Origin of the sequence: Paenibacillus sp. FSL K6-0276, from assembly GCF_037977235.1 — a bacterium.
Classification (GTDB): Bacteria; Bacillota; Bacilli; order Paenibacillales; family Paenibacillaceae; genus Paenibacillus_AQ.
In genome coordinates, this window is the sequence record NZ_CP150276.1 from 5,216,271 (window position 1) to 5,237,772 (window position 21,502).

Genomic DNA, 21,502 nt, shown 5'->3' on the forward strand with positions numbered 1-21,502 from the left:
TTTTTAACTTTTTGTACTATAATGAACTTACGAAAGGAGTGATTGAGAAATGAGTGAGAATGCACAAAGCACCGAAATGTATGATGAAGTATTGGAAGTGCTGGATAAGCTTCGTCCGTTCCTGCAGCGCGATGGCGGTGACGTTGAACTGGTCGATGTAGAAGACGGCATCGTTAAGTTGAAACTTATGGGTGCCTGTGGCAGCTGCCCAAGCTCCACGATCACCTTGAAAGCCGGGATTGAACGCGCCCTTCTTGAAGAAGTAGAAGGCGTACAAGAAGTTATGCAAGTATTCTAATCCCATTTAATAGCCATCCCGATTCTCCTTATCAGGAGATCGGGATTTTTTTATTATAGAGGATTTAACCTCTTCCTACAACATACAACATAGAACCCGCACGCCATTAGGCTGCGGGTTCTATGTTGTATTTAGAGACTAGATAAGCTTCATTACTTAAAACGCTGGAATGATCGCACCTTCGTACTTCTCTTCAATGAAAGCTTTAGCTTCTGGAGAATTCAGGGCAGCGACCAGCTTTTTGATCGCGTCGGAGTCTTTATTGTCCTGACGAGTTACCAGAATGTTAGCGTAAGGGGAATCCACACCCTCGATAAACAATGCATCTTTGGTTGGCACAAGACCAGCGTCTAGTGCAAAGTTCGTGTTGATCAAAGCAAGGTCTACCTCATCCAGTTGACGTGGGAGCATAGCCGCTTCCAACTCAATGATTTTAAGGTTTTTCTTGTTTTCAATGATATCTGCTTTCGTTGCAGCAATGTTTGTATCATCTTTCAATGTAATCAGACCATTTTTCGCAAGTAGGATTAGCGCACGACCACCGTTAGTAGCATCGTTCGGAATGGCAACTTTCGCACCGTCAGCCAACTCATCGATCGATTTTATTTTTTTGGAATAAGCTCCAAAAGGCTCAACGTGAACGGATGCAACGGAGATCAGGTCGGTTTTATTATTTTTATTTTGGTCATCAAGATAAGGTTGGTGTTGGAAAAAGTTAGCATCTAGCTGCTTCTCATCAAGCTGTACGTTCGGTTGAATATAGTCAGTGAATTCTTTAATTTCAAGAGTAATTCCATCTTTTTCAAGCAATGGAGCAATAGCCTTCAAAATCTCAGCATGAGGGACAGGTGATGCACCAATAACCAGTTTCACAGGATCTGCAGCAGGTTCAGTTGTTGCTTCTACGTTTGGTGCTGTTGTAGCAGCCGAGCTCCCAGCATTATTAGTAGCATTGTTGTTACCGCAAGCCGCAAGCACCGCAACCAGTGTTAGGCTAAAAAATGTAAGTAGTACTTTTTTCATCGTAAATCCCCCTCTAATCTATTGTTTGTATGAATAAGGCTATATGTCGATGTACCTTATTTCCGTGTGTAATATTTTACGAGTCGATCACCGGCCATTTGCAGCAATTGCACCAGTATTACAATAAACGTTATAGAAATAAGCATAATTTCCGTCTCATAGCGGAGATAGCCGTAACGAATCGCTAGATCACCAAGTCCGCCGCCCCCAACCTGACCAGCCATTGCCGTATAGGAAACCAGTGTAACCAGTGTGATCGTAACTCCAGCGAGCAGACCTGGACGAGCCTCTGGCAAAAGAACACGCATAACGATCTGATTCGTGGATGCTCCCATCCCTTGCGCCGCTTCAATTACTCCGCGATCCACTTCTCTTAACGCTGTTTCCACCAAGCGAGCAAAGAATGGAGCTGCACCAATCACCAGCGGTGGGATCGTACCGAGTACTCCGATGGAAGTTCCAACAACGGCTTTGCTAAAAGGAATTAATGCTACCATCAAAATGATGAACGGTACGGAACGTAGGATATTTACAACGAATGATAAGACCGAGTAAATTACTCTGATTACTATACTATTCGATCTTCCCCATAAATACAATAGAATTCCGAGTGGTAAACCAAGAATAATTGTGAACAATCCGGAGAATATTAACATTTGCAAGGTAGCAATAGTAGCATCCATCATTTCTTGCCAGTTTAAATCTGCGAAATTCATTACGAAATCACCTCCACTTCAAGGCCTTGAGCGGTTAGTTCGGCTATCGTCACAGCAATCGCTTCAGCTGGACCTTCGAACCGAACAATCATTTGTCCATAAGGTACGTCTTTAATCGTTGAAATGGTGCCATGCAGAATGGCAAAGCTAACACCCGTTTCACGTACTACATTGGAAAGTGCAGAGCCGTAGGTCTTCTCTCCGAAAAAAGTAATTTTGACGGCCTGAGAGTTGTCCCCAGCAGCAGCGTCAAGCGCCGTACGAAGGGGCCCCTCATTCTGTGATTCACTGCGGATGAAATCGCGAGTAACCTCATGCTGCGGTTTCAGGAATACATCTGTAACCTTACCTTGCTCAACGATACCACCACCATGAATGACCGCAACACGGTCGCAGATGCTCTGAATCACGTGCATTTCGTGAGTGATCAGCACAATAGTCAGATGGAACCGTTTATTAATATCGAGCAATAGCTTAAGAATAGAGTCTGTCGTTTGTGGGTCAAGCGCAGAGGTTGCCTCGTCACATAGCAGCACATCAGGGTCGCTGGCAAGTGCCCGTGCGATGCCGACACGCTGTTTTTGTCCTCCTGATAACTGAGAGGGATACTTATCCCGGTGTTCTTCAAGCCCAACTAGGGCAAGCAAATCTTTCACTTTTGTATCAATATCTGCTCTCGAGGTGCCTGTGAGTCGCAGGGGAAAAGCAATATTATCGTACACAGTCGCAGAAGACAGCAGATTAAAATGTTGAAAAATCATCCCAATCTTGCGCCGTTGCTCCTGCAGTTGACCTTGAGAAAGCTTGGTTAGTTCAACGCCATCTACCCAAACTTCCCCTTCTGTCGGACGCTCCAACAGATTAATGCAGCGGATCAATGTACTTTTCCCCGCCCCAGAATGCCCGATGACTCCGAATATTTCACCTTTCTCGATAGACAGATTCAATCCGGAAAGTGCTGTAGCCGCATGGCTGCCTTTTCCATATACCTTTGTTATTCCTTTTAGATTAATCAAGCTCGTCGCCCCCCCTTTATATTTCACTTATTCCATACAAAAAAACCTCCTACGATCGATGCAGATCGCAAGAGGCCCTGTGCGTTTATTAAGACAATGCCTTCTCATCTGCCAACGACCGCAAACCTTGCGTCATTGTAGGAATTAGCACCATGACATTTGTACATAACGCTTCTCGCGCCGTATACAAATCGGTTGCCGGGCTTCATCGGGCCTATCCCTCCGCCGCTCTCGATAAGATATAGAGTATGAAATTTTATGTTTGAAATCGTACAGACTGTAATGCAAGCATAAGTATAGTGAGTTTCTTGTTTTTTGTCAAAAGGAAATATATTGAACGCTTATGATCTTACACGCTTTACCTTGCTTATTTCCTTATGCAACTGCTCATTGCTGTAACTGAATGCCGCGATTAATGTTTTACAGATCATTTCGAGGGATTGCTTTAGATCCTCAAGATGGCTATCCAGATCTTCGAGCTGAATTTTGTCATGTAGCCCTTGATGCCGCTGCCACAAGTCATCCTGCATTTCGGAATTCATATAGTGAATTTCAGCATTCCTGCGCTTGCGTAGATTCTCCAGTGGATCTCGATAAGAGTTCTTGATCTGCTCCAATTGATCCACTAATGCAGGGTGCACATTCAATAACTGAAATTGACGCAGCACTGTAAAATAAGAAAAGTGCACTTTTAACTTAGATGTTTTAAGATCATAAAAATGATTTAGGACTGTCCCAAGCTTGTCCAGAAGAGAGAAGACACGAATAAATCCATTTTTATAAAAATAAACATAACGCGCATAATCGCCCTGTTCCACTGGTGACATATCATCCATATAACCGGCGATTACCGATTTCCGGTAAAAAGCGGCCGCGAACCAGCTTTGCTCCAATTCATCCAATGAGGAGATCAGTCCACGTGTCCAAATCTCCAGTTTACGGTATTCATGGTCACTATCCTCATGGGCACTTATTTCCTTGCGCAGTAAGGCTGCAAATGTGGCCATGTTTTCCATCGCATCAGCCAATACACCGCTGTTCTTTCGAGGCGGCTCTCCAAGTATTACCCGCAGCATATTCCAGTCCTCCTAAAGTTTTGTTCAGCGCCTCATCCATGGACTGCTTTGTACAAAACTCGCGCCGTAAGCATTGGCCAATCAGCTCCACGATATACCGATTTCCACTTTATTATTCCGCAGGTAAAACGACTCTATCCACGGAGGGAACTTTCTACCAAGAGTGTTACAACGCGACATTTCTAGGTCTACTTAGCTGCCAGACTCTTACACTCATATAGCATAGGACACCAAACAAACAAGCAATCAACAAAATATGAGCCAGAGCAGCAAATATGTACAATCTTTCATTATCTAGCGTGTAAACCACAGCAGCTCCACTAAACACCTGCATCAAGCACAGCAGAACAGCCGCTACGCCAAGAGCTCTTAGCTCTGGGTAATCCTTATGTTTCCAAAAAGCTAAATGTCCAAGCACCGCGGTAAGAATGAATAATATTAAAGCCGCAATCCGGTGCATAAAAACAATACCTACTCCCCCGGAAAGGTCAGGAACCCATTCACCGTTACAGAGCGGCCAGCCAGAACATCCACCTCGTGAATCCGTATGACTAACAAAGGCTCCAATATAAACGACAACATAGGAATATAAGGCCGTAAAGCAGGTTAAATTGCGGAATGCTTTGCTGACAGGCTTCTTCTGAGTCTCAATCTTATGATCGTATTCGCCAGCTTCATGCCGCCGTTTAGTTCCAAGAGCGAGCATCAAAGAACTCGAAAAAGCGATCAAGGAAAAACCCATATGCAGTGCCATTACAGCGGCAGATTGGGATTTAATTACTGCAAGCGCTCCCATACCACCTTGAACAATTACAAACAGTAAAGTCATGAATGCATATGCCAGCAAATCACGCCGGTGGCGAGCATAACGCCAAAAAGCAAACATCGAGGCAAGTGACAATAACCCTGCTAATCCGCTAAACAAGCGATGGGTGTATTCAATCATCGAACCTACAGTATAGGCCGGAATTAATTTGCCATGACAGAGCGGCCATTCATTTCCGCATTCCAATCCCGATCCAGTCTTCGTTACTACCGCCCCTCCGAGTAGAGCGAGGAACATGATAAGGCAAGTAAGATAACTAAGCCATTTCAACTGATTTGTCGTCAAAAATATCACCCGCAGTTTTTAGTAATGAAGAAGCATTTTAAAAAACCACCGCTTTTGCACGAACAGGCGAAAGCGGTGGTTTTCCGGAATTACTGTTGAAGGCTTTGATGCACTTGAACCGCTTTATCCAGGAAATTCTCAATTTCCTCGCGGGATTTACGCAATTTATTAACGAATCTAACCAATTCCCGTCCATCGGAATACGCGACAAAGCTCGGAATGCCCATAATATTTTGTTCCTGACTAACATCGCCCACGGCATCTACGTCAACCTCAACCAGCGTTAGCCGATCTGCATAAGTTTGCTCTACCTCAGGGATAAAGGGATCGATATATTTACAATCCGAGCACCAGTCTGCCTTAAAGATGGCTACTGTTAATCGTGGAGATTGAATGGCTACCTGAAATTCAGCAGGAGAACTAATTTTGTCCATAACTTTCTCAGTCCTTTCTTCCATATCTGTCAAATTTCTATTCTTTAAGTGAAGCAAAATGTAATGCAGAAGTCAAACTTATTCTCTCATACGAACACTTGCAGGCTGTAATTTCATCAGCGGATTCAACAATTTTTGCAGTGCACGCGGATAACTGGAGACTTCCTGTTTAGTAAGCACGCCCAGTACAATTAGCATTACCAGATAAATAACAACAACTGCGGCTCCTACAACAAGACAAGTGATCAGAAATGCCAGACGTGCAGGCATTATATTCGTTAACAGAATTCCAGCTTCGTTCAAACCAAAACCAATTCCAAAGGACACAAGAACCGCGATCGCGAAACCGCCCCAACGCTTGCCCATAATTTCGAAAGGTACAATTGATTTCAGCATCCGTAAGTTAAGAATAGTAATAACTACGAAACAAAGTGCTGTTGCACCGATAATTCCGTAGATCCCAAATACCTTACTCAGTAAGAAGCTTGCGACTAATTTAACAATAATACCCACTAGCACATAATACATTGAAATACGTGATTTGCCCATACCGAGCAAAATGGAGTTCGTTGTCATCATTGTGATCTGAAAGATCGTTCCAATCGTAAGCATAGCCACAATTCCGCTTCCATCCAAGCTACTGAACAATAGTCCATTGATGGAATAGGCCGCAGCCACAAGCGCCAACACAATTGGCATCCCTGTCAGAATAGAAATCCGCAGAGCAAGCGTAATTTGCTTCTTCAAGTGCCCCTCATCACGACGGGCATAGGCAGCTGAAATGATCGGAATCAGCGAGGTTCCTAGCGCAATGGCTAGTACTGGTGGAATTCCGGCCACACTTTGAGCACGCGTAGTTAGTATACCCAAAGCTGCTGTTGCACTCTCTCTACCCATCTGATCGATAAGCAGTGGAACAGCTAGAGAAGTGTCAATTACATTCACTACTGGAATCGTAAGAGAAGATAACACGATCGGAATCGATAGTGTGAAAATATCCTTATAAATTCCCCAAATCGGTAATTTTTGAGTGGTATCGTAATTTAATCCTTGCTGTTTATCCTCTCGGCGCAGCTTGATTGCAAAATAAATCATGACACCAAATGCTGCAATACTACCAATTACGCTACCGAAGGATGCTCCCGCAGCAATAGTTGTATTGTTATACCCCTGCTGTAATAGAATATAAGCTAGTAAAATAGCGACTAGTACACGAGCGAACTGCTCTACGATCTGGGAAATACCACCAGCCATCATGTTGTTGCGCCCTTGAAAATATCCACGCATCATGGCAATCGCCGGAAAAAGTAGAAGCGCAGGTGCTATTGCCCTAACTGCCATCGCTGATTCAGGTACGTCAGCAATATGCGTCGCATAGAACGGAGCGCCTATATACAGCAATGCAGTCATAATTACTCCTGCTACTACCGAAAATATCAATGCTGCATGATATATTTGTCTCGCTTCTTCCGGACGATTCAGAGCGTACCGCTCGGAGACCATTTTACTGAGAGTACTTGGAATACCTGCTGTTGCCACGGTGAGCAACATTAAATAGATATTGTTCGAGACCCCAAACGATGCTCTCCCCACATCATCAAAAATATGATCTAACGGAACCCGCTGAACAAGCCCGAGTACCCTTGCTACCAAAGCAGCAGCAGCAAGGATAAGCGTGCCTTTTACGAAAGACTCTTTCTTGGACAAACCATTTCCCCTTCTCCACTGTTAAAATTAAAACCGGACGACCCATATAAAAAAGAGGACGACCATAATAATTTGTAGCACAATTTTGACAACAGTACTACTAAACAACCCAAGTATTGATCCTACACTTACCTTGGCAGCTTTAGCTGGCGAAGAACCCACGATCAATTCTCCTATAAAAGCACCCAGCAACGGACCAATAATAAGGCCAAAGGCAGGGATTACAAATGGACCAATGATCAATCCGATCGTACTCCCGATAATCGATGAACGTGAGCCACCGAATTTCTTAACGCCCCACGCCCCTACAACGTAATCAGCGACGAATAGAACCACAACAATCAGCGTTTGAATAATCCAGAACCAAACACCAAAGGGTTCGAAAGAAAAGAACCATCCGTATACGAAAAAGGCAAGATAAATCGCAAGTGCACCCGGCAGTATGGGGTACACCGCCCCGGCCAGTCCTACAGCGAATAAAGCAATAATAAGAATCCAACCCAGGATCGTCAATACCTTAACCTCCTAATAGCAAATATGCTCTATGGATTCACTTCGCAAAACTAGCATTTTCATTAAAAATATACTTTTGGATGACTTCTGCAATTCCGTCATTATTATTCGATGCCACCACAGCATCAGCTTCTTGTTTAACCGTCTTCTGAGCGTTGCCCATGGCGACCCCAAGCCCTGCCTGCTGAATCGCTGCAAGATCGTTGAGGCTATCGCCAACCGCTATAACTTGAGACATCTCTAGCCCTAGCAGCTTACAGACTTCCTTTATTCCAGTTGCTTTATTCACACCTAGAGGATTAATCTCCAGATTATGCGGAGAAGAGTTCGTAATCTCCAGTCCACCCATATCTTGAAGACGGAGCAGCAGTTTATGGCGAAGCTCATCATCTTCGGTGTGATAGCCGAATTTAAGCCATTCTCTGCCTGTGACATCCCCATCCCAGTTATCCTGTTTGTGGACCTTTTCCGTGGAATAGGCCCAGAACCAGATGTCATCTTCCTTCGCAAGCCCATACATTTGTTGTACCAGCATAGGGTCCATCAGCGATCGACGATAAATTTCGTGCGGTGCTCGCCATACCTCACTACCGTTCACAGTAATCATCGGTGTTTCTAGTCCAAGCTGCTCAGCATATGGAAATGCACTTGTAAAAGCTCGGCCAGTCGACAGACAGACATGAACGCCTGCGTCGACCGCCTTTTGAAGCCATTTCACCGTTATAGGTGTAATAATCTGTTCATCATTCAGTAGGGTTCCATCCATATCCAAAGCAAGCAGGCGGTATTTGGCAGTCATTGCCACCCCTCCATTCTTGTATGCTCTCAATAGAGCAGCTGTTTATTTTTTAATCATTATTCACCTTAGAGTCAAAGTTACTGAGTACCTGTAGTCGTTCCTTCATTCGCAGGATCATTAGTATTATTACCTGACTGAAGACTCTTCTTCGGAACGCCATCAAGTCCATATTCCCAATCATAGGCATCGAAAATTTTGCGTGCTACCGGTGCAGCACTCTGGGAACCAAAGCCCCCTTCAGGAATTACTACAGCTACCGCAAGCTTAGGATTATTACGTGGAGCATAGGCAATAAATACCCCGTTATCACGAATCTGACCCTTAGCTACTTGCTGAGATGTTCCCGTCTTACGAGCAAAATCATAAGGGAAATCAGAAAAAGCACTAACTTCACTTCGCATACCCTGCTGTATTTCTTTCCAGTAGGATTTATCGAAGGCTGTTACTTCATCTAGCACCTCACGACCGAACTCCTTGACTACTTTTCCGTCAGCATCTGTAATCTTGCTAACCAGTTGAGGTTTAATCCGCTGTCCTTCATTAGCAAGTGTAGCTACGTATTGCGCAAGCTGCAACACCGTATAGCTACCTTGTTGGCCGAAAGCAGCATAGACAAGTGCCGCTTGCGCACTACCCGCAGCCTCTATATTGGTATAGTTGATCTGTCCTAAGAATTCATTTGGCAGGCCACTTCCCGTGGATACGCCAAGACCAAACTCTTTCATATACTTATCCCAGACATCGATACCTTTACTCTTGTACTTCTCATACAATCTTTTACCGACCATATCAACCATAAACGCATTCGAGGATTTCTCAATCGCTCTTGCAGGGTCCATAGAACCGTATACGTGTCCACCAGAGTTTCTTACCTTAGTTTCATGACCTGTTTTACCAAAAGTCGCGAAACCTCTATCCGGATAGTAGGTTGAGGGCGTAAAGAGGCCTTCATTCAGACCCACGAGTACGCTCAAAGGTTTAATCGTTGAACCTAGAAGCAGCACAGATCTTAGTCCATTACCTGAGGTCCCTGAAGAAATTGGATTAATGGTACCGTTCTGATAGTTGTTCATAATACTGTTCCAGACATCTGTGGACAAGGAGCCTGATGTCCAAATATTCGTATCGTAGTCCGGCATACTTGCCATACTGACGATATTCCCCGTATCGACTTCCATCGCTACAGCGTAACCAGTTAAAGCATTAGGATGCGTTTTACCCTGTACAGGATTGGAATGCAACCACTTAATCTGATCCATAATCGCCTGCTCTGTCTTCATCTGAATGTTCTTATTAATGGTTGTCCAGACGTCATTGCCTTTCACAGGAGGGACTACACGTTCGACTTTCTCTGCCATGTTCTGTGGATTGACGGAGATTTCCTGATAGCCATTTTGTCCCCGAAGCTCTCTCTGATACTGCAGCTCCAGACCGTCAAATCCGACAAATTCGTCGTCCTTGTACGTTAGTCCTGGCTCAGGATTGTTCTTCATAGCATTTTGAATATTTTTATAAATATTAAGGCTGTTTGCTGATTTAAAAGGCTTGATATAACCTATCGTCTGTACGGCAACCGTATTTTTATCGTAATGACGAATGCTTTCCTCGACAATTTCAAGGCCTGGGTACTCTCCCTTATGTTCCATGAAATAAGCTACTTCCTGAGTAGTCAGGTCAGCCTTAATTCGCCGTGCCATAAAGCCAAGTGATTTTCGGAAATACAAATCCAGTGCATCAATAACATCTTCTTCTGTCATCTTCTCAGCATTTGGATCACCATATTTATTGAAATCAGCTACCAGTTTGGACGCCAATGCATCTGACTTGGCTTTAGCTTCTGGGGTCAGGGTGGTTTTACCGGTAATTTTATCTGTTTGCTTAGCCGTATACTCCTTGTTGAGCGTAATATACAGCGATTGGACTGGTGTAGAGTACGCTAGCTTCTCACCTTCAGCGGCATAAATTACACCTCTCATGGAAGCAAGGGGTACATTTTTGGTATCTCTACTTGTCTCCACTTCAGTTAAAGTAGGTCCTTCCACGAACTGCAACACAGCAAGGCGTATAATAATCACGCAAAATATAACGAACGTGCTAAAGAAAAACACGTTGAGTCGCAGGCCTATGGAACTTTTACTGTTGGTCTCATCTGGAGGTGAGGCCTGCTTACGGAAAAAACTCACAGTTTATTTCTCTCCTTTTTCTCTAAAATATAAGAAAGTATATGTTTCACGTTATACATTATCCTTATATTTCTCGCATAAACGCTTACCGTCCTTTAGGGACGCCGAAGGCGTTTTTGCTTGAAATATGCCTATTATTCTTGAATGGGGTCTGTTACAGGAGTAACATTCTTTTTCGGCACGCCATCGAGCCCGTACTCCCAATCATAGGCGTCAAAAATTTTACGGGCAACCGGAGCAGCGCTGTTGGAGCCAAAGCCCCCTTCTGGTATAACAACCGCTACGGCCAGCTTCGGATTTTCTCGCGGAGCAAAGGCAATAAATACCCCATTATCGCGGTTTATATTTTTTCTATCTGTTTTTTCAGAGGTACCTGTCTTACGTGCAAAATCATAAGGAAAATCATCAAAGGCACTAACTTTACTGCTCATCCCCTGTTTGATCTCTTTCCAGTAGGATTTGTCAAACGTTACCGTATTAAGCACTTCTCTTTGAAATTCCATAACCACCTTACCTTGCGCATCCGTGATCTTACTAACAAGTTGAGGCTTAATACGCACTCCTTCATTAGCAAGGGTAGAAGCATACTGGGCAAGCTGCAATGTAGTATAACTGCCTTGTTGGCCAAAAGAAGCATAGATAAGTGCGGCCTGTGAACTACCTGCGGCCTTAAGATCAGTATAGTTAATCAGACCCGCCGATTCACCTGGAAGACCACTTTTCGTAGATACACCCAGTCCGAACTCTTTCATATATTTGTCCCAAACCTCTATGCCTTTATCCCCCGGATATTTCTTGTAAAGCTGTTTCCCCACCATATCAACCATAAATACGTTAGAAGATTCTGTAATCGCCTCAGCTGGATCCACTCGTCCATAAACGTGCCCGGATGAATTTCTAACGGACGATTTATTATCCTTACCGAAATAGGTAATCCCAACATCGGGGTACTTGGTTGAAGTGTTAAAAAATCCTTCTTCCAAACCAATTAATACACTTAATGGTTTGATCGTAGATCCCAAAAACACAAGTGAACTAAAATCATGACCTGATCTACCAGACGAATTCGAAGTAATTGTACCGTTTAGATGATTATTCATGATTTTATTCCAGACAGGTGTTGGTAAGGAATCTTTGGTCCACACATTCGAATCGTAATCCGGCATGCTTGCCATGGCTACGATATTTCCAGTCTCCACTTCCATCGCTACGGCGTAACCAGTTAAAGCATCTGGATGCGTCTCACCTTGAACAGCATTGGTATGTAGCCATTTAATCTGATCCAATATAGCCTGTTCTGTCTTCATCTGAATCTTCTTATTAATGGTCATCCAAATATTATTACCCTTTACAGGAGCAACGTTCTGTTCAACCTTCTCAGCCATATTCTGAGGGGTCACCGAAATAACCTGATAACCATTTTCTCCTCGCAGCTCTCGTTGATACTGCATTTCCAGACCATCAAACCCCACATATTCTTCTGCTTTATACATAAGTCCAGGGGGAGAATCTTTTTTCATTTCACTACGGATATTCTTATACATCGCTATAGCTTCAGTCGATTTGAATGGCTTCCCAAAGCCGACTGTCTGCACCGCTACCGTATCTTTATCGTAGTGACGAACACTCTCCTCCACGATCGTTAGCCCCGGATAATTGTCTTTATGCTCCATGAAATAAGCTATTTCCTTTGGAATTAATCCAGTCTTGATTCGTCGCGGCACATAACCTAAATATTTTTTGAAATCTAAATCTAATAAATCCAAGATATTTTGCTGCGTCAGCTTCGGCGCATTCGGATCTCCATATTTAGCAAAATCAGCCGCAAGTCTTGCCGCAAGCGCATTAGAGTTGTTCTTCGCCTTCTCCGTGAGTGAGGTCTCACCCGTTGCTTTATCTGTTGTTCTAGCTGTGTAATCTTTAGTTAATGTAAGGTAAAGGGACTCCGTAGGTGTTGAATAGGCAATCTGCTCTCCTTCGGCAGCAAAAATAATCCCACGCATCGCTGCGAGCGGAACAATCTTTGTTTCCCGATTCGTTTCTTCTTCAGACAACAGAGCCCCTTCAGTAAACTGCAAACCTGCAAGACGTACGATAATAATACAAAAAACAAAAAAAGTGCCAAAGAAAAAAATATTCAGTCTCAGACCCACAGAATTTCTTGAAGATATCCCGTCCTTAGGCGGGGGCAGCTTACCGAACAAGCTCACCAGCTTTCTCCCCTTCTACAAGCATAAACGCCTTCGCCGTCCTTATTAGGAGGGTAAGTGTTTAAGCGAGAAATATAAGACATAAAGTATAGCGTAAAACTTATACATTCTTATATTTTAAAAAATAATGTCTGACATACCGTTGCCTGCGACATTGCTCTTATGATGAAGGTGATTTCTAAGCTGCTATTGTGAGCATTGCACTCGCATTTATGTTAGAGCTGAAGTTACTTGAGTTTATTGTACCACACAGAAGGAGTTCAGCGCCCTCACTCAGAGGGCGTTCTCCCTAATATGAGTTTCATCAAAATCCTTCGGATTGAACCAATCTCCACTGCTAGCCCAAGTCGGATCCAGCGGGATCCAAGCTTGCCGATCACTTATATATACTTCATTCCAAGCATGTGCACCATAACCGCCACGCCCATCATAACCTTGACCTGTTACAACACGTACCTGCAAGCCCTGTGAACGAGCCATCACAGCGTACAGTCGGGCATAGTCTATACACACCCCTTGACGAGTGTCGAATGTATCCTGTGGTGTCTGTTCATGCCAGACCCTGTTTTGCAAATAATTATCAGCTTTGGCATAATCGTAAGCCACGCGTGTACCTACCCAATCATAGAGAAGTCTGGCTTTTTTCTCTTCATCTTGCGCTTGTCCAACAATGTCTTCTGCTGCTCCTATAATATCCTGAGGAATTTCGTGATCGATAACCTCATATTTTCTGCGAAGGATATCATTCATCTCTGCTGCAACGGTCTTCGTCAGAATTGGTAGTTTCTTCTGTACAGTCTCACCAACAATAGGTTCAAATACAGCGGCAGCACTCTGACTATAGATTGGAGAGGACTCCACATAACGACTAAATCCACTCTCCGGATTTAATCCAACACAGATGAAAAGTGCAAGAACAATTACCAGACCACGAGTTAAGCCAATGATTAATCCAACAATTGCTCCCCCCATACGGCTTACTTGCGTAATCTTTCTGTCTTTAAATTTCTTAGTACGCCGTAATTGTGGAAAAGGAAGCAACATGGATAACAATCCTAGGAGCATACGAATCAACATATAAGAAACCAAAAGTAACAGTAGGAACCGAACTAGAGGCGATTCTGATAACACAGACACCGCCGTATAATACATTTGCTGCCACTGTGTCAGCTTCGTATCAGGCAGACTAATCCCCGTTGCCCAAATCTCCACATAGGGAGTGAGGTAGGCCGCAGCTGGGATAGCTAATACCAAAGATACTATAGTAAATAATCCTGTTCCCAGCAGCCCAAATAATCTTCCAGTAGCGCTTGAGAAACCTCTGCTCCAGCCTTGCAATAGAGAGAAGACTACAACCAACAGGAGGGCGATGGAGATGATATTAGCATCACTCAAACTAGTCATCCACCCGTTTATCATATTCGCTCTCCCCTTTCTGTCATCCGCTTGCTCACATTTTATATTTTTTTGAGTTCAAGCCTGTTATTGCTGTTTTCGAGCTTCCTCGATAAATGTTTTTGTCGTATCTGTAACACTCCATTTTCCAAGACTAACGCCACGGAAAGTAACCTCTACTTTATCTTCACCCGCTGTACCCTTCACTTCAATATTCGGTGTTGTGATCGTAAACGTCCCATCTCCATTTGAAGTGTACTTCGCATCCTGCGCTTCTTTAAGCATAACCTCTTGCGCTTCCTTCTTCAGCGTACTTACCGTTCCATCCGCCACCTTATTCACAGCGTTACCAATTTGGTCCATTGTAACACCACTATAGATGAATAAACCTACAACGATAACAATAACAATCGCCCATTTCAGAACGGTTTTGACCAAATTAACAACCGCAAACAGTAGGACAAGCGCAATAACAATAACTAGCCAATTTTCCCTTATAAACTGTGACCATACCTCTGGATCCATCAATTTCACAACACCCCTATCGCCTAGTTTCGTCCTAAGAATTCTCTCTTCCCAAAGACATAACGCCAATATTAATTATTATACATGAATGCCCATCATAATTCATGGTTCCACCCTCCGTGAAAGGTATACCTATTAGCGGATTTAAAAAAGCGGTATAAGCCCTCTCTGTCCCACGTAAAGTACAAGTAGTTGCTTTATATTTATTCTTCATAATTACGCCGTCCTACATTTACTTGTGCTGTAGGTGGCTCTCGGAGGTGTTTCCCTGTGAAAACTGCGCTGTGGCTATACCTATTTCTCTTTCTGGCGTTCTTCGATCTACATGCACAGTATCCCGTCCTTACGCCCTTTGCCATCTCTCTTGGTGCAGGACCCACCTTTATCGGCTGGATGATGGGCATGTACTCGTTGACCCACCTTCCCGGTAATCTGCTTGCAGGCGTACTCGTCGATCGTAATGGCTCCCGCCGCTACATTGTCTTCAGCCTTGTCGCTGCGGGAGCCATTCTACTGCTACAGGCTCATGCACAGCTTCCATGGCATCTGCTTATGCTAAGAGCAGCAAGTGGGTTCGTCCTTGCCTTCCTCTCTCCGGCGTGTATGACACTGCTGGCATCATTGTCATCTGATGCCACAGAGCAGGGCAAATATATGTCCGGACATGGTATCGTTCATACTTTAGCTTCAGTTGTATCCCCTGCAGCGGGAGCATTTATCGTAGCTAAGGCCGGCTACTCTGGCACCTTCACCACACTTGGATGGCTACTTATCGCAACAGGCATCATGGCTTTTTTCAGCGTACCTGCACCTTCTAGACGTATATTAAGACCGCTCAGCCCAGCGGAATTACCATTAAAAGTTCCAGATAAACCTTCAATTCCTGCGAAAGATGACGACCCGGTATCCAAACGTTACTACTTCTTACCTTTTTTCGTTTCCTGTTCACAAGGCGTTCTCTTCTTCGAGCTCCCACTATCTCAAACAGGGAGTAATAGCATTCTTTCAACAGGCATACTGTTGTCACTCCTCAGTTTAGGTGCTTTAGTAACGCTCAGCATGCTCTTCCTGAACCGTCTTTCCCCAGGAGGAAGAATAGCAACGGCATTGCTAGGAATGGCCATCTGCTTCTTTGCACTCGCCTCATTCCATAGTATTCCGACTTCCGCTATTCTCTTTATGCTCGGTGCAGCCAAAGGGGTATTGTTTCCTGCAATGGCATCACTCTTTATTAGTCTAGGTGGCCCTGGTCGAATGGGTCGGACCTTCTCTTTGCAGTCGATAGCCATGTCACTTGGCGCATTCGCTGGACCCGTCGCCGCCGGTCAGCTAAGGGCCTTCGTTTCTCCTTACTTCATCGCCTTTCTAATACTAATGATAGCGTTGCTTCTTCTTCCACCTAAAAACACAGGGAAACTATCCAGCTTCAATTCCAAATGGAATGGGCGGGCCGCATGATTCTTTGCTTTTACGACATTTCCCGGGGAATGAAGACTTTCCTGCATAAACAGTTGTTAAAAATGACGATCCTTCGGTAAACTATAATGAACCTAAAGCTTGGGCCCATTTCCGGAGGTGATTGTCAGCTAATGTCCATTACGATTATTGTCGAAGGTAAAAACGATCGCAGCAGATTACGACGCGTGCTGGTACCGGAAGTAGAAATCCTATGTACCTTCGGTACATTAAATACACTTAAATTAGAGTCCCTCCGGCAACAAGTAGGAGATGGAGAAGTATACCTTTATTTGGATAACGACAGTTCTGGCAAAAAAATACGCAGTGTTCTCCGCGATGCCTTCCCCGATGCCGATCACATCTATACTCGTCGCGGATATGCTGGGGTGGAAGGTACGCCCGATGAATACAATATCACCCATCTTGAAAAAGCTGGATTGGAAGATTTTATCATCTACCCTGAACCACTTCCCTTTTTAATCTGAAAAAGTATAAACGCCCTCTGCGTCCTTATTAGGACGATAAGCGTTTAAACGAGAAATATAAGGATAATGTATAGCGTGAAAATTATACTTTCTTATATTTTAAAAAAACGCCTTCTTCGTTATCCCTTCATTAAAAGGGATTCGAAAAAGGCGTTTTTGATGTGTTGCTATGTTCTATTCACGAGCCAATTCCTTCAGCTGATCGGCAAGAAATTCAGGAGTTACGTTCTCCGTATCTCCTGCGTCATACAATGCACGAAGACGATTGTCTCGATCAACTAACGCTATACGGTTGGCATGTACGAAATTTTCTTTGGAATCCCCTGCGATTAGTACTTTAAAAGAATCCGTCGCTAACTTACGAACTTCTTCCTGATCCCCACGCAAGAAATACCATCCATCATAATCCGCCTGAAACCGGTCTGCAAACGTCTTAATCGCTTCCCGAGTATCGTTCTTCGGATCAAAAGAAATAGAGACAAACTCCGCATCTTTACCAAAACTGCCATCCTCGACCAGAATCTTCTGTGTCTGAGATAACAAAAACGTAGTTATAGGACATACATCCGGACATTGTGTAAAAAAGAAGTATACCAGCCGTGCTTTACCTTGTGTATCAGCCAGAGTAACCTGGTCTCCATTCACATTTTCAAGAGAAAAGTCCTGTACTTCTCCGATTACTGGCAATTTTTCTTTTCCTAAATTCAAAGAGTTAATTGCCAGATAACCAGCCATAACCAAAGCAAGTAATAGCAGAAGCCAAGTCCATTTATAACGCTTAAAGGTCTGCACGGACACGTATACCCTCCCTCTTCTTAACCATGAATCGTATTCAATACAAGTACGATCAAACTAACCGTCAGGTAGTTAATGGAGAAGAGGAAGTTCTTCTTCGCCCAGACTTCATCATCCTTAGCCTTAAAGCCCATCAAGGTCAATACTAACCAAGCCAAGGACAACGCTGATGAAATGATTAGATAAAATATGCCTGCGTAATCGTAGGCGTACATTAACACTGGAATAGGCAGCAAAAGGGCTACATAAGGAATCATCTGAAACTTCGTACGACGTGTTCCTTTAACTACAGGTAGCAATGGAAATCCTGCCGCTCTATATTCTTCTTTACGTCTAATACCCAAAGCCCAGAAGTGAGGAGGTTGCCATAGAAACAACATCGCAAAAATCAGCCAAGCACCTAGATCAACGGTTCCTGAAACCGCAACATAACCAATTACTGGGGGCATTGCTCCAGAAATTGCACCTACTGAAGTGCTCCATGTAGATGTCCGTTTCAACCAAAGGGTGTATACTACAACGTAAACGAACATGCCAACAATCCCAAACAGACCAGCAAGCATACCAGAAAAAGCAAACAGCACGATCAAACCTGCAATACCAAGCCCAATGGCATATAATAATACAGTGTTTGGTTTCAGTCGTCCTGTAGGAAGTCCACGTTCACGGGTTCTTTCCATCTTCATGTCCAGATCACGGTCGAAATAGTTATTAAAAACGCAGGCCGAAGCCATAACCAGCATTGTACCAAGCAGAGTTAGAACTAATCTGCCGTAAAGAACATCCCAACCCGAGGCCAGCCAATATCCCGCAAAGGCCGCAATGAGGTTAGAGCGGATAATACCGGGTTTTGTTACGGCAATGAAATCACGCCAGCTTGCACCTTCCGGTGGAGATTTTGCAGACATGGCTGCAGAGTCGGAAGAAGCTTGAAATGTTAATTGATTGTCCACACCTAATGATCCTCCTTCTAAAAGAACTTTTAACGTTCTCGCCGAAGCATTAATGACTTCGCTGTTAACTTTATCATATCAAACCCGTGAAGAGTTTGACAGTCATGGGACAGTAAGTTCATGAATTCGACAATTACGTGACAATATTTATTTTTTTTATTTCATTCCCCTTAATAACCTGAGCTGTATTTGGGTAATTATTAATAGAGAACTTCCGAACAACAAAGGAGAACTGACCAATGGATACCGCTACACATTTAGTTATGGGCCTAGGCTTAGCTGGGCTTTCCTTCGTTGATCCCATCGTTGCTTCTGATCCGAAACTGGCCGGAGCTGTTATGCTGGCAACGGTCCTCGCCTCTCAGGCTCCTGATGCTGATACTGCGCTGCGACTGAAGGACAATGCATTGTATATCCGTAATCACCGTGGAATCACACATTCCCTACCCTTTCTAATTCTGTGGCCTGCCCTGATTTCCTTCGTGTTAGGGCCATTATTTGGCTTTACCGATTTACAAGCCCTAAGCCATATTGCGCTCTGGAGCTTCATTGGCGTAGGTGTTCACGTATTCTCTGATCTATTTAATACCTATGGAACTCAGGCTGCTCGTCCGTTCACAGAGAAATGGATCGCATGGAACATCATCCACATTTTTGATCCGTTTATATTTGGTAGCCATATCGCAGCCATCCTTCTCTGGATCACCGGAATCGTTCCGCCTAAACCTTTATTTATCACTCTCTATGCTTGTACCATTCTTTATTATATTTGGAGAACCGTTGTTCACGCACGCCTTACACGTAATATCAAGCTTAAAGATTTACATCATAGCGTCGGCGAACGTTATGTTGTAATTCCCACAATTTCACTTAAACGCTGGAACGTCGTCAAGGTTAAGATAGACGGTAGCTATGTCGTAGGGCAACTAGTTAACAATCGACTGGAATGGTTTAAACATGCTGTATGCTCGAATCATCCCGCTGTGGAGATATCCAAGTCACATCCTGATATTCAGTCCTTTCTATACTTCACCTCGTATGCAGTTGCCGAAGTAGAGGAGCTTCCTTCAGGATATATGGTACGCTGGGGGGACGTGCGTTATTTGCACCGTAAACAATACCCTTTTGTGGCGGTATTAGTTATGGACAACGAATATCGACCTTTAAATACTTATGTAGGTTGGCTTAGCAGCGAGAAGCTCGACAAACGATTTTCCATTGATCCTGGTTCTTTACGATGAAACTGTAGACTTACGCAGAGATCTATTCTATAATCACAAAAAATCCCGGAGTATTATAATACTCCGGGATTCATTTTAGCAGACACGGAAAGGAAGGCTCTCCTAATGGGTAAAGGACTTTCACTTTGGTTCGCTTGTTCTTCTATTCTTATTCTCACTGCCGCTTCAATCGCGATCAGTTATAGCTTCTGGCTGGCACTTCTGCTCGGGTTTCTCTGCGTAATGAATATTGGCTGGGGCTTTATCCTCAAAGCCAAGATCAGACGCAAACAGGAAAGCCTAAGCGCTGATTAGATTAACGAGCTGGCAGAAAACCCATCCGCTCTTTAACTCCATTCAGCGTCTCTGCTGCAACAATGCGTGCGCGATCTGCACCTTCCGCAAGAATATCTGTGATCGCACCCGAACTGCGAATTTCATTATATCTTTGTTGTAATGGCTCAAGCGTGGATACAACCACTTCAGCAAGATCCTTCTTAAAGCCACCATACATTTGCCCTTCATAACGATCGGCAATTTGCTGGAGTGTCATTCCAGAACATTCGGAATAAATACTCATCAAATTACTGATCTCTGGCTTATTAGCTGGATCAAAAATCACTTCACGTCCCGAATCAGTCGTTGCACGGCTGATTTTTTTACGGATCACGTCCGGTGAATCTAACAGAGCAATATAGCTTCCTGCGTTCGGATTGCTCTTGCTCATTTTTTTGGTGCCATCATCCAGAGACATGATACGTGCGCCCACTTTTGGGATATACGGCTCAGGAATGGTAAAGAATTCACCAAAACGATTATTGAAGCGGCCAGCTAAATCACGAGTCAGCTCCAAATGCTGCTTCTGATCTTCTCCTACCGGTACGAGATCCGCATTATAAACAAGAATATCTGCTGCCATCAAGGAAGGATAGACGAAAAGTCCAGCGCCAACAGAATCCTTACCTGATGATTTATCTTTGAACTGGGTCATACGCTCCAGCTCGCCCATCGCTGTAAGTGTCGTCATGATCCAGCCAAGTTCAGCATGTTGTGGTACATGCGACTGCATATAAACATTAGAACGTGCAGGATCAATTCCCGCTGCAATAAAGAGGGCCGCTACAGACTCTGACTGCTCACGAAGCGCCACAGGATCTTGAGCTACAGTGATCGCATGCATATCGACAACCATAAAGAAACATTGATGATCATCTTGCAGCTTCACAAAATTTTTCAGAGCTCCAATATAGTTCCCAAGTGTAAGTGAACCGCTCGGCTGAATGCCTGACATTACTTTTTTTAACATAGTATAGACCTCCGTTTGATGTAATTTCTAAGTTTCCGAGAACGCAAAAAAAGCCTCATCCGCAAGGGACGTGAGACCGTGGTGCCACCCTTATTCGCTGCTTAATCTTGTTTAGACAAAAAGAAAACAGCCTTAGTCTTCCGTTAACGGAGAAGATCCGGCCGGTCTACTAGGGCATCTAGCTCCCGTTCAAGCTCGGCGCTCAGGGGTCCATTCATCAGGAGTGTCCTACCGGTTCGCATCAACCACCGGCTTTCTGAAGGTGCAATACCTGCCTAC

At 44.0% G+C, this 21,502-nt stretch carries 21 protein-coding genes, 1 riboswitch and 1 other annotated feature (1 of these 23 running past the window's edge); of the genes, 5 read left to right on the plus strand and 16 right to left on the minus strand.

The annotated features are described in order from the left end of the window. Positions 1-49 precede the first annotated feature (49 nt). Positions 50-298: a NifU family protein gene (locus MHH52_RS24540; protein WP_042130899.1), complete on the plus strand. Its 249-nt coding sequence runs from the start codon at positions 50-52 to the stop codon at positions 296-298. A gap of 156 nt (positions 299-454) precedes the next feature. Here the strand turns inward: MHH52_RS24540 and MHH52_RS24545 are convergent, their stop codons facing one another. The 13 genes from MHH52_RS24545 to MHH52_RS24605 form a co-directional block, all read right to left on the minus strand. Beyond that, positions 455-1,321: a MetQ/NlpA family ABC transporter substrate-binding protein gene (locus MHH52_RS24545; RefSeq protein WP_340004925.1), complete on the minus strand. Its 867-nt coding sequence runs from the start codon at positions 1,319-1,321 to the stop codon at positions 455-457. A 56-nt stretch (positions 1,322-1,377) separates the two neighbouring features. Beyond that, a complete protein-coding gene (locus MHH52_RS24550; RefSeq protein WP_340004927.1) occupies positions 1,378-2,037 on the minus strand; it encodes a methionine ABC transporter permease in 660 nt (219 codons plus the stop codon). Continuing rightward, the gene (locus MHH52_RS24555) at positions 2,037-3,053 is read right to left on the minus strand and encodes a methionine ABC transporter ATP-binding protein (RefSeq protein WP_340004929.1); all 1,017 of its coding nucleotides are present in this window, start codon (positions 3,051-3,053) and stop codon (positions 2,037-2,039) included. Before MHH52_RS24555 ends, MHH52_RS24550 begins: the two co-directional genes overlap by 1 nt. 101 nt (positions 3,054-3,154) lie before the next feature. Then, positions 3,155-3,294, minus strand: a riboswitch (SAM riboswitch). Positions 3,295-3,394: 100 nt separating this feature from the next. Further along, the gene (locus MHH52_RS24560) at positions 3,395-4,129 is read right to left on the minus strand and encodes a Cthe_2314 family HEPN domain-containing protein (protein ID WP_340004931.1); all 735 of its coding nucleotides are present in this window, start codon (positions 4,127-4,129) and stop codon (positions 3,395-3,397) included. A 166-nt stretch (positions 4,130-4,295) separates the two neighbouring features. Continuing rightward, positions 4,296-5,240 carry a heme A synthase gene (locus MHH52_RS24565; protein WP_340004933.1) on the minus strand — a complete coding sequence of 315 codons (945 nt, stop codon included), beginning with the start codon at positions 5,238-5,240 and terminating at the stop codon, positions 4,296-4,298. Positions 5,241-5,329: 89 nt separating this feature from the next. Next, positions 5,330-5,698, minus strand: a complete 369-nt coding sequence (locus MHH52_RS24570) for a thioredoxin family protein (protein ID WP_340009814.1) — start codon at positions 5,696-5,698, stop codon at positions 5,330-5,332. 54 nt (positions 5,699-5,752) lie between these two features. After that, on the minus strand, positions 5,753-7,381 hold the full coding sequence (locus MHH52_RS24575; RefSeq protein WP_340004935.1) for a polysaccharide biosynthesis protein: 1,629 nt from the start codon (positions 7,379-7,381) through the stop codon (positions 5,753-5,755). A gap of 27 nt (positions 7,382-7,408) precedes the next feature. Continuing rightward, entirely contained in the window at positions 7,409-7,894 is a 486-nt protein-coding gene (locus MHH52_RS24580) for a DUF456 family protein (protein WP_340004936.1), read from the minus strand. A gap of 37 nt (positions 7,895-7,931) precedes the next feature. Further along, positions 7,932-8,693 (minus strand): Cof-type HAD-IIB family hydrolase, encoded by a 762-nt coding sequence (locus tag MHH52_RS24585; RefSeq protein ID WP_340004937.1) that lies wholly within the window; start codon positions 8,691-8,693, stop codon positions 7,932-7,934. 77 nt (positions 8,694-8,770) lie between these two features. Then, complete coding sequence (locus MHH52_RS24590; RefSeq protein WP_340004938.1) at positions 8,771-10,876, minus strand: penicillin-binding transpeptidase domain-containing protein; 2,106 nt, start codon at positions 10,874-10,876, stop codon at positions 8,771-8,773. A gap of 134 nt (positions 10,877-11,010) precedes the next feature. Beyond that, positions 11,011-13,086: a penicillin-binding transpeptidase domain-containing protein gene (locus tag MHH52_RS24595; RefSeq protein ID WP_340004940.1), complete on the minus strand. Its 2,076-nt coding sequence runs from the start codon at positions 13,084-13,086 to the stop codon at positions 11,011-11,013. Between the two features lie 273 nt (positions 13,087-13,359). Beyond that, positions 13,360-14,505: a transglutaminase-like domain-containing protein gene (locus MHH52_RS24600; RefSeq protein WP_340004942.1), complete on the minus strand. Its 1,146-nt coding sequence runs from the start codon at positions 14,503-14,505 to the stop codon at positions 13,360-13,362. A gap of 63 nt (positions 14,506-14,568) precedes the next feature. Beyond that, positions 14,569-15,006: a hypothetical protein gene (locus MHH52_RS24605; protein ID WP_313639440.1), complete on the minus strand. Its 438-nt coding sequence runs from the start codon at positions 15,004-15,006 to the stop codon at positions 14,569-14,571. A gap of 270 nt (positions 15,007-15,276) precedes the next feature. Here MHH52_RS24605 and MHH52_RS24610 point away from each other — a divergent pair, with 270 nt between their 5' ends. After that, positions 15,277-16,464, plus strand: coding sequence for an MFS transporter (locus MHH52_RS24610; RefSeq protein WP_340004944.1), 1,188 nt, complete (start codon positions 15,277-15,279; stop codon positions 16,462-16,464). Positions 16,465-16,595: 131 nt separating this feature from the next. Then, a complete protein-coding gene (locus tag MHH52_RS24615; RefSeq protein WP_340004946.1) occupies positions 16,596-16,949 on the plus strand; it encodes a DNA primase in 354 nt (117 codons plus the stop codon). Between the two features lie 174 nt (positions 16,950-17,123). Here MHH52_RS24615 and MHH52_RS24620 read toward each other — a convergent pair whose 3' ends face one another. After that, on the minus strand, positions 17,124-17,747 hold the full coding sequence (locus MHH52_RS24620) for an SCO family protein (protein WP_340004948.1): 624 nt from the start codon (positions 17,745-17,747) through the stop codon (positions 17,124-17,126). 17 nt (positions 17,748-17,764) lie between these two features. Then, positions 17,765-18,697, minus strand: a complete 933-nt coding sequence (cyoE, locus tag MHH52_RS24625) for a heme o synthase (RefSeq protein WP_313639412.1) — start codon at positions 18,695-18,697, stop codon at positions 17,765-17,767. A gap of 239 nt (positions 18,698-18,936) precedes the next feature. Between cyoE and MHH52_RS24630 the strand changes: the two genes are divergently transcribed. Beyond that, positions 18,937-19,938: a metal-dependent hydrolase gene (locus tag MHH52_RS24630; protein WP_340004951.1), complete on the plus strand. Its 1,002-nt coding sequence runs from the start codon at positions 18,937-18,939 to the stop codon at positions 19,936-19,938. 105 nt (positions 19,939-20,043) lie between these two features. Then, positions 20,044-20,232, plus strand: coding sequence for a hypothetical protein (locus MHH52_RS24635; protein WP_042130914.1), 189 nt, complete (start codon positions 20,044-20,046; stop codon positions 20,230-20,232). Between the two features lies 1 nt (position 20,233). Here the strand turns inward: MHH52_RS24635 and trpS are convergent, their stop codons facing one another. After that, positions 20,234-21,223 (minus strand): tryptophan--tRNA ligase, encoded by a 990-nt coding sequence (gene trpS / locus MHH52_RS24640; protein WP_340004953.1) that lies wholly within the window; start codon positions 21,221-21,223, stop codon positions 20,234-20,236. 61 nt (positions 21,224-21,284) lie between these two features. After that, positions 21,285-21,502, minus strand: a binding site (T-box leader) (it continues 22 nt past the right edge of the window).

Excerpts from the sequence above, each read along its gene's own strand:
- MHH52_RS24540 (WP_042130899.1), top strand. The coding sequence starts at position 50 with ATGAGTGAGAATGCACAAAGCACCGAAATGTATGATGAAGTATTGGAA.
- MHH52_RS24545 (WP_340004925.1), bottom strand. The coding sequence starts at position 1,321 with ATGAAAAAAGTACTACTTACATTTTTTAGCCTAACACTGGTTGCGGTG.
- MHH52_RS24550 (WP_340004927.1), bottom strand. The coding sequence starts at position 2,037 with ATGAATTTCGCAGATTTAAACTGGCAAGAAATGATGGATGCTACTATT.
- MHH52_RS24560 (WP_340004931.1), bottom strand. The coding sequence starts at position 4,129 with ATGCTGCGGGTAATACTTGGAGAGCCGCCTCGAAAGAACAGCGGTGTA.
- MHH52_RS24570 (WP_340009814.1), bottom strand. The coding sequence starts at position 5,698 with ATGGAAGAAAGGACTGAGAAAGTTATGGACAAAATTAGTTCTCCTGCT.
- MHH52_RS24585 (WP_340004937.1), bottom strand. The coding sequence starts at position 8,693 with ATGACTGCCAAATACCGCCTGCTTGCTTTGGATATGGATGGAACCCTA.
- MHH52_RS24600 (WP_340004942.1), bottom strand. The coding sequence starts at position 14,505 with ATGATAAACGGGTGGATGACTAGTTTGAGTGATGCTAATATCATCTCC.
- MHH52_RS24605 (WP_313639440.1), bottom strand. The coding sequence starts at position 15,006 with ATGGATCCAGAGGTATGGTCACAGTTTATAAGGGAAAATTGGCTAGTT.
- MHH52_RS24615 (WP_340004946.1), top strand. The coding sequence starts at position 16,596 with ATGTCCATTACGATTATTGTCGAAGGTAAAAACGATCGCAGCAGATTA.
- MHH52_RS24630 (WP_340004951.1), top strand. The coding sequence starts at position 18,937 with ATGGATACCGCTACACATTTAGTTATGGGCCTAGGCTTAGCTGGGCTT.
- MHH52_RS24635 (WP_042130914.1), top strand. The coding sequence starts at position 20,044 with ATGGGTAAAGGACTTTCACTTTGGTTCGCTTGTTCTTCTATTCTTATT.
- trpS (WP_340004953.1), bottom strand. The coding sequence starts at position 21,223 with ATGTTAAAAAAAGTAATGTCAGGCATTCAGCCGAGCGGTTCACTTACA.